Origin of the sequence: Neobacillus niacini, assembly GCF_019749295.1 — a bacterium.
In the GTDB taxonomy this organism is placed as follows: domain Bacteria; phylum Bacillota; class Bacilli; order Bacillales; family Cytobacillaceae; genus Neobacillus; species Neobacillus niacini_D.
The window spans coordinates 287,358-300,333 of the sequence record NZ_JACWFG010000011.1; the positions used below are offsets into that span (position 1 = coordinate 287,358).

13 protein-coding genes and 1 other annotated feature are annotated in these 12,976 nt (G+C 38.6%); of the genes, 11 read left to right on the forward strand and 2 right to left on the reverse strand.

Translation table 11 applies throughout. The annotated features are described in order from the left end of the window. Positions 1-9 precede the first annotated feature (9 nt). The 8 genes from H0184_RS15165 (at position 10) to H0184_RS15200 (ending at position 9,033) form a co-directional block, all read left to right on the forward strand. Positions 10-1,110, forward strand: a complete 1,101-nt coding sequence (locus H0184_RS15165) for a mandelate racemase/muconate lactonizing enzyme family protein (protein ID WP_221826844.1) — start codon at positions 10-12, stop codon at positions 1,108-1,110. Then, positions 1,094-2,014 (forward strand): C40 family peptidase, encoded by a 921-nt coding sequence (locus H0184_RS15170; RefSeq protein WP_221826845.1) that lies wholly within the window; start codon positions 1,094-1,096, stop codon positions 2,012-2,014. Before H0184_RS15165 ends, H0184_RS15170 begins: the two co-directional genes overlap by 17 nt. Position 2,015: 1 nt before the next feature. Beyond that, the gene (locus H0184_RS15175) at positions 2,016-3,020 is read left to right on the forward strand and encodes an ABC transporter ATP-binding protein (RefSeq protein WP_221826846.1); all 1,005 of its coding nucleotides are present in this window, start codon (positions 2,016-2,018) and stop codon (positions 3,018-3,020) included. 2 nt (positions 3,021-3,022) lie between these two features. Next, complete coding sequence (locus H0184_RS15180; protein WP_221826847.1) at positions 3,023-3,829, forward strand: serine hydrolase; 807 nt, start codon at positions 3,023-3,025, stop codon at positions 3,827-3,829. 102 nt (positions 3,830-3,931) lie between these two features. Continuing rightward, positions 3,932-4,648: a sigma-70 family RNA polymerase sigma factor gene (locus H0184_RS15185; protein ID WP_260631592.1), complete on the forward strand. Its 717-nt coding sequence runs from the start codon at positions 3,932-3,934 to the stop codon at positions 4,646-4,648. A 30-nt stretch (positions 4,649-4,678) separates the two neighbouring features. Continuing rightward, positions 4,679-5,263, forward strand: coding sequence for an ATP-dependent Clp endopeptidase proteolytic subunit ClpP (clpP, locus tag H0184_RS15190; protein ID WP_221826848.1), 585 nt, complete (start codon positions 4,679-4,681; stop codon positions 5,261-5,263). Positions 5,264-5,415: 152 nt separating this feature from the next. After that, entirely contained in the window at positions 5,416-5,877 is a 462-nt protein-coding gene (locus H0184_RS15195) for a MarR family winged helix-turn-helix transcriptional regulator (protein WP_221826849.1), read from the forward strand. 3 nt (positions 5,878-5,880) lie between these two features. After that, positions 5,881-9,033 (forward strand): MMPL family transporter, encoded by a 3,153-nt coding sequence (locus tag H0184_RS15200; protein ID WP_221826850.1) that lies wholly within the window; start codon positions 5,881-5,883, stop codon positions 9,031-9,033. A 38-nt stretch (positions 9,034-9,071) separates the two neighbouring features. Here the strand turns inward: H0184_RS15200 and H0184_RS15205 are convergent, their stop codons facing one another. After that, complete coding sequence (locus H0184_RS15205) at positions 9,072-9,677, reverse strand: cupredoxin domain-containing protein (protein ID WP_221826851.1); 606 nt, start codon at positions 9,675-9,677, stop codon at positions 9,072-9,074. On the opposite strand from H0184_RS15205, the gene H0184_RS15210 reads away from it, so the two are divergent. Further along, entirely contained in the window at positions 9,676-9,894 is a 219-nt protein-coding gene (locus H0184_RS15210) for a hypothetical protein (protein WP_221826852.1), read from the forward strand. The two genes, H0184_RS15205 and H0184_RS15210, sit on opposite strands and share 2 nt — an antisense overlap. Positions 9,895-10,116: 222 nt before the next feature. On the opposite strand, the gene H0184_RS15215 is transcribed toward H0184_RS15210, so the two are convergent. Then, positions 10,117-10,254, reverse strand: a complete 138-nt coding sequence (locus tag H0184_RS15215; RefSeq protein ID WP_221826853.1) for a hypothetical protein — start codon at positions 10,252-10,254, stop codon at positions 10,117-10,119. A 136-nt stretch (positions 10,255-10,390) separates the two neighbouring features. Next, positions 10,391-10,607 (forward strand) — a binding site (T-box leader). A 46-nt stretch (positions 10,608-10,653) separates the two neighbouring features. Here H0184_RS15215 and proS point away from each other — a divergent pair. After that, positions 10,654-12,084, forward strand: coding sequence for a proline--tRNA ligase (gene proS, locus H0184_RS15220; RefSeq protein WP_221826854.1), 1,431 nt, complete (start codon positions 10,654-10,656; stop codon positions 12,082-12,084). Positions 12,085-12,412: 328 nt separating this feature from the next. Then, complete coding sequence (locus tag H0184_RS15225; protein ID WP_221826855.1) at positions 12,413-12,973, forward strand: GNAT family N-acetyltransferase; 561 nt, start codon at positions 12,413-12,415, stop codon at positions 12,971-12,973. Positions 12,974-12,976: the final 3 nt, after the last annotated feature.

Below are 12,976 nucleotides of genomic sequence, written 5' to 3' on the forward strand. Positions count from 1 at the left end.
AAACAAGTCTTGATTATTACCGAAATTGAAACGTTCCGTGCAGCCGTTCCTCTCATCAAACCGTTCAAAACAGCATTAAGGACGGTAACAACTGCAGAAGCGATTTTTGTAAAAATAACGTGTGATAATGGAATTACAGGCTGGGGAGAAGCACCTCCAACTGTGGTCATTACCGGTGATAGTCTGTTAAGTATTGAATCAGCCATTCATCAGGTAATTAAACCATTTTTAATCAATAAAAGTCTTCTAAACTATGAATTAATTTTTCAAGGGCTAAAAACGGCATTGATCGCAAATACAAGCGCGAAGGCAGCCATCGATATGGCCTTGTATGATTGTTTATCCCAATTTTGCGGACTCCCGCTTTACCAGTTCCTTGGCGGGCATAAAAAAGAACTGGAAACTGATTTTACCGTCAGTGTGAATAGTCCTGAAGAAATGGGTGATGACGCTGTATCATATATTCAAAAAGGCTTTAACGTCTTAAAGGTTAAGGTAGGAAAAGATGATATCTCCAAGGATTTAGAGAGAATTAAAGAGATTAGAAAAAGAGTCGGCAATACAATAAAAATACGGTTGGATGCCAATCAAGGCTGGAGTGCAAAAGAAGCGATTACTACGATTCGCAAAATGGAAGATAGTGATTTACGAATCGAATTAGTAGAACAGCCAGTGAAAGCAGATGATTTAGTGGGGCTTAAACAGGTTACCGATTCTGTTGAAACGCTGATTATGGCAGATGAAAGTGTTTTTACACCTAACCAGGCATTCCAAGTTTTAAAGACCAGAAGCGCTGATTTAATTAATATTAAGCTGATGAAAGCGGGCGGAATCTACCAAGCACAGATTATCAATCAGCTCGCTGAAACGTGTGGAGTAGAGTGCATGGTTGGGAGCATGATAGAAACACGATTAGGAATAACGGCTGCAGCTCATTTTGCGGCTAGCAAACAAAATATTACGCGATTCGATTTTGATGCACCACTTATGCTGGCGAAGGATATTGTTGAAGGAGGTATTCATTATAAGAATAGATTCATTACACTTCCAGATTGTCCTGGCCTCGGAATTAAGCAGGTAACAATAGAAGGAGATGTTAAGGTTGGATAAACGACTTGTAAACGTCCCGGTCGCTACAGTCTGGACGTCCTATAACTCTGCAAGAGATTTGGATGTGGCAGCAATAAGCAGCCCGGCCGACATCAATCGATGGTTAGAAGGGTTAACATTTGAAACACGACTTGGATTGTGCGAACAAAATCTTGTTCAAACTCAGCTTCTTTATGGTGAAGAAGTCATCGTAATCGAAGAGAAAGAGAATTGGGTTCATGTGATCATCCCGGACCAGCCGACATCAAAAAATAAAAATGGCTACCCTGGCTGGGTTCCGTCATCTCAATTGGCAGAATGCCCATTAGACTGGAATATTAATGAAGGTCCAGTTGTGATTGTCAAAAAACCTAAAGCAGTTTTAATGGATTCAAATATAGAACTTTCTTATCAAACTATCCTGCCTCTAATTAAAGAAGGGGAAGGGAAGGTTCTAGTAAAGACTCCAACTGGGACAGAATTCTTGAGTTCAGACCATGTTACCATTTCTGAGTCGTTAGTCAATCGATATAAGGGAAATGGAAACGACATTGTTGCTGATGGTATGAAATTTCTTAATCTTCCATACTTATGGGGGGGTATGAGCAGCTACGGATATGATTGCTCAGGTTTCAGTTATTCTATGTGTAAAGCAAATGGGTATATCATCCCCCGTGATGCACACGACCAGGCAAAGGCTGGGGGAGAAATAAGTATCGAAGAAATACAACCAGGTGATTTGCTCTTTTTTGCTTACGAAGAAGGGAAGGGCAGAATTCATCATGTTGGAATTTATTATGGTGAGGGAAAATTACTCCATTCTCCTAATACAGGAAAAACAGTTGAAATTATTTCATTAGCTGGAACAATCTATGAACAAGAACTTTGTGCAGCAAGGCGATATTGGGTTGAATCGGAGGCATAATATGGTGAAATTATTACAAGTAAACAATCTGAAGAAACATTTTCATTTAGGGAAAAATGAAATATTAAAAGCGGTGGATGGTGTTTCTTTTCATATCAATAAAGGGGAAACCTTTGGGATTGTTGGTGAATCAGGCTGCGGGAAGTCTACAGCTGGAAGAACCATTATCGGCCTCTACGACCAAACCGAAGGCGAAGTTATTTTTAATGGAAAAAACATTCATACTTTAAAGTCTAAGGAAAAACATACCTTTCACCGGCAAATGCAGATGATTTTTCAAGATCCATATGCGTCGTTAAACCCTAGATCCACAGTAGCCGAAATCATATCCGAGCCCATGGAAGTCCATGGCTTGTACGCAAATAAACAAGAGCGGGTAAAACGAGTTTATCAATTACTAGAGGATGTTGGGTTAAATCGCAGCCATGCCAATCGCTATCCGCATGAATTCAGCGGCGGGCAGCGTCAAAGGATTGGCATCGCCCGTGCGCTGGCATTAGAACCGGAGTTTATTATCGCTGATGAACCGATTTCTGCGCTTGATGTGTCTGTACAAGCACAAGTGGTGAATTTGTTAAAACGCCTTCAGAAGGAAAAAGGGTTAACCTATCTATTTATCGCCCATGACCTCTCGATGGTGAAACAAATTAGTGACCGGATTGGGGTTATGTATTTAGGGCAATTAGTTGAATTAACAGAAAGCAGTGAGTTATATAAAAAACCTCTGCACCCATATACCCAGGCGCTGCTATCTGCGATACCGATTCCAGACCCAGACATTGAGGACCATCGTGAACGGATTATTTTAAAGGGTGAGCTGCCTAGCCCAATCAATCCACCAAGCGGCTGCGTCTTCCGAACTCGCTGCCCGATGGCGATGGAAGTTTGCTCCTCGCATAAACCAAGCTGGAAGGAAGTGGAAGCTGGCCATTTCATTGCATGTCATTTATATGATAAAAACAAAACTGGCGACCATGACTATTCGCAGGTTGCGGTTACACGGTAGATATGGAGATATTAAAAAAGAAGATTCAAGAAGAACTAAACGGTTTTCATGGGCGCGTGGGTTTAGCAATAGATTTGGACGACATAAAACCTATTTACCTGAATAGCCAGGAAGTCTTTCAATCGGCTAGCCTTATTAAGATTCCGATTTTACTATCTGTCCAGCTTGCACATCATAAAGGTAAAATTGATATACAGCAACAGGTAACGATTCCAAGCGAGAATAAAGTAGGAGGTTCTGGAGTTTTACAAGCGTTGTCCAATGGATTCACGCTATCCGTTAAAGATTTAATGACCTTGATGATCATCGTATCAGATAATACTGCAACCAATATTTTAATTGATTTATTGGGAATCCATGCGATTAACGCAAGATTTCAAGAAATGGGTCTTAAACAAACGAAGCTGAACAGGAAAATGATGGATTTTTCTATGATAAAACAAGGGAAGGACAACCAGACAACTCCGGAAGAAATCATTCATTGCCTCAAATTAGTGAATGAATTTAATGATCATTTTGGAATTGATGGACAAAATATCGCGAAAGAAATATTGAAACATCAGCAATTCAGAGAGAAGCTCCCGGCACTGGTTGACGAAGATAAGATCACCGTTTTTAATAAAACCGGGGAATTGTCAAATGTCGAACATGATTGTGCGATATTTGATTGTCAGGGAAGAATTGGCTATGTTGCTGTTTTAATGGACCGTTTTAATGATCAAGAAAATGCAAAACAGACCATCAGGAAAATAGGGAAACATATTTATGACTTTTTCATTAGAACTCAGACTGACTTGGGTACATCCTGAGTCAGTTTTTGTATATGATAATAAAAATAAAATTTTTACCCCGTATCTTTTTATCGTCCTTGAAACGTTTAGTAGGTAGAGAGTGTTAAAGGAGTGAACAAAATGTCTAACAAGCTGAGCTTGCACAACACAGAAGACGTACAGCAAGAAACTGAGACTGAGGAGTCTTTATGGCTGGGGTTTTATCCAAAACTTCATCAATATTGTCACTTTCTTACCCAAAATAAATGGGAGGCTGATGATATTGCACAAGAGGTTTATCTGAAAGTAAAGAAATATTATAGTAATAAGCAAACATTCACCTCAGCCTTATTAAATAAAATTGCCTACCATCATTGGATTGATCAGGTTCGCAAAAGGAAAAAGGAGACAACCGAGTTAGATGGAGATTTAGTAAGTCAAGAGAATGATGCTGTTGATTTAATGTATTCCGTTGAATTGCTGATCAAGCATTTTACACCAAAGCAAGCTATCATCTTTATGTTGAAAGAAGCATTTCAATATCAATCGAAAGAAATAGCACTCATCCTCAAGACGTCAGAAGAGGCTGTAAAGTCGAATTTATATCGCGCAAAGAAAAGACTTGAGAAAATAAGTAAAGATGAGAAGGCCTTTCCAATGGAATTTTTCTGGGACGAAGAAGAACGAGAGTTATTGACAGATCTTTTTTATCAAGCGCTGAAAATTCAAGATCCATCAACCCTCATTCAATCGATACCATTATTAAAAAGTGTCGCTGACATTCCACAAATGGTTACAAGGGAAATCCGTTCGTTTAACAGGTACACTCCTTCAAGCACTCTCTGTATGGCTGCGTAGCCAATATCTGCTTTCAAGGAGGACAAATAAATGAGTACAATTCCTTATGTAATAGAACAATCGAACCGTGGTGAACGGTCATATGATATTTATTCTCGTTTATTAAAGGATCGAATCATCATCATTGGTGATGAAATTAATGATCATGTTGCTAACAGCGTTGTAGCTCAATTATTATTTTTAGCTGCGGATGCACCTGATAAAGAAATTTCTCTTTATATTAATAGTCCGGGAGGATCCACTTCAGCTGGATTTGCCATCTACGATACCATGCAGTACATTAAACCGGATGTTCGGACGATTTGTACGGGGATGGCAGCCTCATTTGGTGCGATGCTGCTTCTTGCTGGTACCAAAGGGAAACGGTACGCCCTTCCAAATAGTGAAATTATGATTCATCAGCCGCTTGGAGGGGTTAGGGGGCAGGCAACAGAAATAGAAATTTCAGCAAGGCGTATCTTAAAGTTAAGAGAACATATAAATCAAATAATTGCTGAGCGGACAGGACAGTCTGTTGAGAAGATAGCAAAAGATACGGACAGAGATTATTTTATGAGTGCCGAAGAAGCAAAAGAGTATGGAATCATCGATGAGATTCTTTACCCAAAAGTATAATTGAGAATAGAAATAGCGAATATAACTAGAAAAAGGTTAGCAAAAAAATGCTGGCCTTTTTTTGTTGACACCATATAAAACATATCATATAGTTAAACGCGTGAATAGTTTAATACGTTAACTAATATATAAAAGTGAGGGGGAAATGGGCGATGGATAAAAAAATTATACAAGAATTAATCGACCGATATGTGTCCGTTTCTTTTGATGTCAATAAGAAAGCAGAGTCATTAATTAAAGGACAAATAGAGGAAGATCTAACGGTTGATCAACATTATATTATCCGATACATCCAGAATTCAAAGGAGTGCACATCCTCTGAATTAGCAGAAGCATTTGATGTAAATAAAAGTGCGATTACGGCTATTATCAACCGGTTAGCAGACAGAGGGCTTATTGAGAGAACTCGTGATGAAAAAGACCGGAGAGTGGTTTATTTAACTTTAAGTGATAAGGGTATAGACTTACATCATAAAACACAGGAAAAGGTTCATCTTCTAGTAGAATCCTTTATCACTCAATTTGATGAATCTGAAATTACTGCCTTTATTAATACCTATGAAAAATTAGCGCAAATATTAACAACCATGAAAAAGGAAGAAGTGGGGGAATAACACGTGAGATCGATTATTAAAGGCAAATGGTTTGTCCTTGCTGCATGGATAGCTATTATTGCAGTGCTCTTTATGGCAGCACCTAATATGGAAAAGCTTGTCCGAGAGAAGGGGCAGATTAATGTTCCTGAAGGTTATTCATCGACTTTGGCAGAGGAAATTCTTACAGAAGTCCAGTCGAGTGAAAATAGCGGAAATGAGCTGCAAACAGCATTAGTATTTCATAGCGATAAAAAGTTAACGAAGGAAGACTATGCTAATGCAGAAAAGGCAGTTACTCAACTTGAAAAGAATAAGAGAGAGCTGGGTATTACCTCAATCCTATCTCATTTTAATCAAGAGGAATTAAAGGAACAGCTCGTATCAGAGGACGAGAAGACAATCCTAGTTTCGATAAATGTAACAGCAGATGGCCGTGAAGGAAAAGAAATATCAAATGATTTATATAAAGCGCTTGATAACGTCGAATTAGAACACTACTATACCGGCAACTGGCTGATTGCAGAGGACCTTGTGACTAACTCGCAAGAAGGTCTCAAGAAAACAGAAGGAATTACCGTTGTTTTCATTTTAATTGTATTATTACTAGTATTTAAATCTGCAATTGCTCCAATCATTCCATTAGTAACGGTTGGATTTAGTTATCTAGCTGCACAATCGATTGTTGCGATTTTAGTAGATAAGGTGAATTTCCCATTATCAACATTTACGCAAATTTTCTTAGTTGCGGTATTGTTCGGTATTGGAACGGACTATTGTATCTTATTGTTAAGTCGTTTTAAAGAGGAAATGTCAAAGAATGATAGTGTAGTAGAGGCAATTGTAATAACCTATAAAAATGCAGGGAAAACGGTTTTCTTTAGCGGATTAGCCGTTATGATTGGATTCGCATCGATTGGTTTTTCAACCTTTGTTCTCTATCAATCGGCTTCGGCTGTAGCAATTGGGGTTGCGCTTTTGCTGTTAGCACTGTTTACGGTTGTTCCATTTTTTATGGCGGTGTTAGGAAAGAAGCTATTCTGGCCTTCAAAAGGAAAGCTTGAACATGGTGAAAGTAAGTTTTGGGGATATGTGGGAAGCTTTGCTTTAGCACGTCCTTTAATTGCCTTACTCATTGTGGCAGTTATCTCAGTCCCAGCTTTATTTACCTACGATGGAGATTTGTCGTTTAACTCTTTAGAAGAGATTGGTGATGAATTTAATTCTATTAAAGGATTTAATCTGATTTCTGATGGATTCGGTCCTGGTGAATCCATGCCTACACAAATTGTCATTAAAAATGATGATGAGTTGAATACGTCAGAGTACATTGCTCTAACGGAAAATATAAGTCAAGAACTTAATAAAATCAGCGATGTAGATTCAGTGCGTTCTGTGACACGTCCAACTGGTGAACCAATTGATGATCTCTATATATCTGAACAAGTTAAAAGCTTAGGTGACGGGCTTGGCCAAGGTAATGATGGTATTCAAAAGATTAGCAGCGGTCTTGCCGAGGCTGGAGATCAGCTTGAAGCCAACCAGCCAAAAATGGAAGAGGCTGTAAATGGTATTGGTCAGTTAATTGACGGAACGAACCAGTTACAGTCAAATATGGGTACCATTCAAGAGAATCTTGCCAAAATTGAAGATGGTTTAAATAAAGGTGCTGCTGGTACAACTCAGGTAAAAGATGGCTTAATAACAATCAAATCTGAATCTGCTAAGGTACTCGCAGGCAGCAAACAATTGCTTGAAGGGTACAAACAAACAGCGGGAGGCATTGGGATTCTTGCTGGAAACTACGATCAAGTTGCAAAGGGTGTCAGTGGTTTACACGAAACCTTGGCGGCAACAAATCAGTATTTTACAAACCTAGAAAGTGATTATAGTGATATCGGAAATAACAAAAATTATCAAGCTATTAAAATGACCATTCAAGGTTCACAGGCGGCAACTGCAGAACTGGCAGGCATCTTGAATCAGTTGAATGCAGGATTAAAAGGGGCTCAGGAAGGAATCAGTTTTGCGAATAGTAAATTTGCTGAGGCTATTGCTGGTCAGGAAGCACTTGTAAAAGGAATGGAAGATCTCTTAAAAGGTCTAACAGAAATTGAATCAGGACTTTACACAATGGGTAATGGCCAAGGTCAAATTGTTGATGGGCTGCCTCAATTTTCAGCTGGCTTGAATGGAGTAAATAATGGGCAGCAGCAGATCATGAACGGCTTTAAAGATTTAGGGGGTCAAATTACTCAACTGACTGATGGTTTAACGCAAAGCGCTGATGGCTTAAATCAAGTATCAGATGGCTTGGATTCTGCAGAGGAGTACCTGGCGGGTGTAGGAAAGCAGGAGAAAAACGGCTTTTATATTCCTCAGGACGTTTTAGACAGTAAAGAGTTTGAGCAAGTATTAGATACCTATATGTCAAAGGACCACAAGGTAATGACAATAGATGTAGTATTTAGTAAAAATCCGTATTCTAATGAAGCCTTAGACCGAGTTCCAGAAATTAAGGAAAGTGTTGAACGAGTGGTAAAAGATACGAAACTTGAAAACGCAGAAGTAGCAGTGGGTGGAGTATCAAGTATGCACCATGACCTTGATAATATCTCACAAGCGGATTATTCACGAACAGTGGTGCTTATGTTAATTGGGATTACGCTTATTTTAATCATCCTATTCCGTTCCATCATCATGCCGCTTTATTTGATAGGATCATTGATTTTAACCTACTATACTTCAATGGCACTTGCTGAAGTTATTTTCGTAAATTGGTTAGGTTATTCAGGTATCAGCTGGGCTGTACCGTTTTTCGCGTTTGTTATCTTAATCGCTCTTGGAATTGACTACAGTATTTTCTTAATGGACCGATTCAATGAGTTTAAACATATGCCAGTAGAACAAGCGATTCTGATGGCTATGAAGAAAATGGGAACGGTTATTATCTCTGCAGCAGTCATTTTGGGAGGTACATTTGCAGCAATGATGCCTGCTGGTGTTTTATCTCTGCTTCAAATTGCGGCTATATTATTAATTGGACTTTCTCTCTATGCACTCGTGATTTTGCCATTATTTGTTCCAGTAATGGTAAAAACGTTCGGAGAAGCAAACTGGTGGCCGTTTAGAAAGAAAAACGACAGTTACATTGATAACCACACTACACATATGTAAAAAAGAAGCACGCTGAAAAATCTCAGCGTGCTTTCTAATTACTCTACAATCACAGTTCCTTTAAACATATTCATGCCACAAGTAAAGGTATATTCTCCTGCTTTGTCAGGGGTAAAGGTTAACTTGGTTGTACCAGCCTTTAAATTCACATTATTTAAATCAAAATCTGGCATCATGAAGGTTGAGAAACAGCTATTATCACCAGGGTTTGTGATATTTAATTCCACAGGTACACCCTTTTTTACTTTTATAACATTGGGAGAATAGCCCGTTGGTGTAACCATCATTTCAATTTTAGGACTTTTTTCCATTGTTATATCAAGTTCTGTTTTTGTGGGTGGAGTACTTAAATCATTTTTCTCTTGTGCTTGTGCTGCTTCACTACTGCCAGGAATTTCAACCAAATCACTACTGTATAAAAATAAGAATAATGCAATCAGAACCAACCCAGCTGACAAAATATTAAAGGGAGAAATACCTTTCGTATCTAATGAAAGCTTTCCGTTCGTATCAACGATCATAAATATAATAACAAGACCTAGGATAATCACATATAATCCTAGGAATATTCCCAGCATAATCACAGGGAATAAAGGGAAGCTGGCCAACTTTTCTGGCACAATAGTCGTAATCGTACTGACCATGATGGGAGGTCTTTTATCTGGCTATATCAGCGGCATTCTATCTGGAGAGTTATTTTTACCAGTTGGCTTGGGAACATTGATTGGATTTACACTCGGGTTTTTAGCTGGTCAGCCAGTTGGCTTATTGGCCATACTAAGCGGATCTGTTTCCGGAATTACCAGTGGTATCATTGGTGCCCTTCTCGGTGCCATCCTTCAATTCGATAACGCGATGTAAAAGGTAAATAGAATATCCAGTCAACAAACTCATAATAATGATGGTGAAAATCGAAAGTATATACATTTGAAAATCCCCTCTAAAATTAATAAACAATATATGAACATTATAAATGTATTAATAAGGTAATAGATTGGATTTTGGGCAGTGTTTATGAACGTTTGATGAAAATTAGAGAAAATAAAAAGACGTTAAAAACGTCGATGGGGAGGTGTGTAGGGGTTACTCTTCTTTCTCTTCCTGATTTAAAGTGTGTTTATAGATTCTTTTCAAGGCTTCATTTTGCATTTTCATAAGGTCCAGTAAATAACGCTTTTCTTCCTCTTCCTTTTGTTCCTCATTCATTTCTTCGTTTTTCATGTAAATCACCTCATTGCGTTAATTGTAACCTAAACAGCGGTCAGGAATAAAGGAAGGGAGAAGGAATTCAGAATAATTTTCCAAAATAATATTTGACATTTTAGTATCTGAAATATATAATTTTGACAAAAATACTATTGAAACTGTGATGAGGATTAGTAAATTGTAAAGGTCTTACAAAGAGAGGAAGCCATTGGTGGAAGGCTTCTTAAGACAGACAGTTGAACCTGCCTCGGAGTTCTGTATCGGATCCTTTTTGAAGATACATGCGGATAAAATCCGTTATCATGTCGAGAGTATAAAGCAATTGCTTTATGAATTTAGGGTGGTATCGCCAGGTCTTGGTCCCTTTTTGGGGCCAAGGCCTTTTTATATTTAAAAAAATAATGAGGTGTCAAAATGGCAAAGGAATTTGTAAAAGATGTAACCAGCATGGACGAGGATTTCGCCCAATGGTATACCGATGTTGTAACAAAGGCAGACTTAATTGATTATTCAAGTGTACGCGGATCGATGATTATCCGCCCTTATGGATATGCACTTTGGGATAATATAAAAAATGAATTAGACCGCCGCATTAAAGAAACCGGACATGAAAATGTCTATATGCCATTATTTATTCCTGAGAGCCTGCTGCAAAAAGAAAAGGATCATGTGGAAGGCTTTGCACCTGAAGTGGCTTGGGTTACACACGGTGGTTCTGAGGAATTGGCTGAGCGTTTAGTAGTCCGTCCTACATCTGAAGTACTTTTCTGTGAGCATTACAGCAATATCATTCATTCGTACAGGGATTTACCAAAGCTCTATAATCAATGGGCAAACGTGGTCCGCTGGGAAAAAACGACTCGTCCTTTCTTACGTACATTAGAGTTTTTATGGCAGGAAGGTCATACCGCACATGCTACGGATGAGGAAGCGATGGAAGAAACAATCAAAATGCTGAATGTCTATGCAGCAATCTGTGAAGAGATTCTTGCGATTCCAGTAGTAAAAGGTCAGAAGACAGAAAAAGAAAAATTTGCAGGTGCGAAAGCTACTTTTACAATTGAAAGCTTAATGCATGATGGGAAAGCACTTCAATCCGGAACTTCTCACCACTTTGGTACTGGATTTGCGGAAGCATTCAATATCCAATATACCGATAAAGAAGGAAAGCTTCAGTATGTACACCAAACATCATGGGGCTTTACAACAAGAATCATTGGAGCCTTGATTATGGTGCATGGCGACGACCGTGGTCTTGTGATTCCTCCAAAAGCGGCGCCAACTCAAGTCATGATTGTGCCAATCGCACAGCACAAAGAAGGAGTTCTTGATTTCGCTTATGATTTGAAAAAATCTCTTTCAAGTATTGCTCGTGTAGATATCGACGCAAGCGATAAAAAACCAGGCTGGAAATTCAATGAATACGAAATGAAGGGGATTCCAGTTCGTTTAGAAGTTGGACCAAAAGATATTGAGAATAAGCAGGTTGTTTTGGTTAGAAGAGATACATTGGAAAAGGTATTCGTTCCTTTAGATCAATTAGAAACCAAGCTTGTGGAATTACTCGATGATATTCAATCGAATTTATATAATAAAGCGTTGAATCACCGTGAAGAAAGAACCTCTGTGGCTGTGACGCTTCCTGAATTAAAGGAAAAGTTAGATGCGAAACCAGGCTTCATTAAAGCAATGTGGTGCGGAGAGCTTGCTTGTGAGGAGAAAATCAAAGAAGAAACAACAGCCACTTCAAGATGTATTCCATTTGAACAAGAACAGGTATCTGACACTTGTGTATGCTGCGGGAAAGAAGCAGACAAAATGGTTTATTGGGCAAAAGCATACTAATATTTTAAGACTCTTCCTATATGGAGGAGTCTTTTATTAATACAATTTTTGGCGCCTAAATTAAAAGAAAATAGAAAAGTGTTAACCAAGAAGGGTTCATGAAGCCCAAAATGATAGGGTAAAGGAAAAATTAGTCCTCATGAAGTGCTCATGGGACCCAAACACATAAAGAAAATGAAAAATTGATCCTCATGAAGCTTTCATGAAGCCCAAATTCAGTGTGAAAATAAAAAAGTAGTCCTCATGGAGGTTTTATGAAGCCCAAAGTCGAAAAAGAAAAGGGAAAATGGTACTCATGAGGACCAATGGTATTTAAGGGGGAGACAAATTGAAACCAAGTTTACTAGAATTTCCAGAGGAGTTTACTACAGAGCGGTTATTAATCCGCAGTCCTTTACCAGGTGATGGCAAAGCCGTCCACGCCGCTATCGAGGCTTCATTAAATGAACTAAAGCCGTGGATGCCATGGGCTCATATGAATCAAACAGAGCAGGATGTAGAAGCAAATATACGTGAAAGCATTGCAAAGTTTATTACCCGTGAAGATTTAAGATTACATATTTTAGATAAAGAAACTGGCGAATTCATTGGTTCTTCAGGGCTGCATAGAATCGATTGGGCAGTGCCGAAGTTTGAGATTGGTTATTGGATTGATACACGTTACACCGGCCGGGGATATATAACTGAAGCAACAGAGGCGATTACAAACTATGCATTTCAAGAATTAAAAGCCAAGCGGGTAGAAATCCGCTGTGATTCTAAAAATAGCAGGAGCCGTGCCATTCCAGAAAGATTGGGCTTTACATTAGAAGGAATTCTAAAAAATAACAGTATGGGTATTAATAGCGAGGAATTAAGAGATACATGTATTTTTGCTAAAATCATATAATAG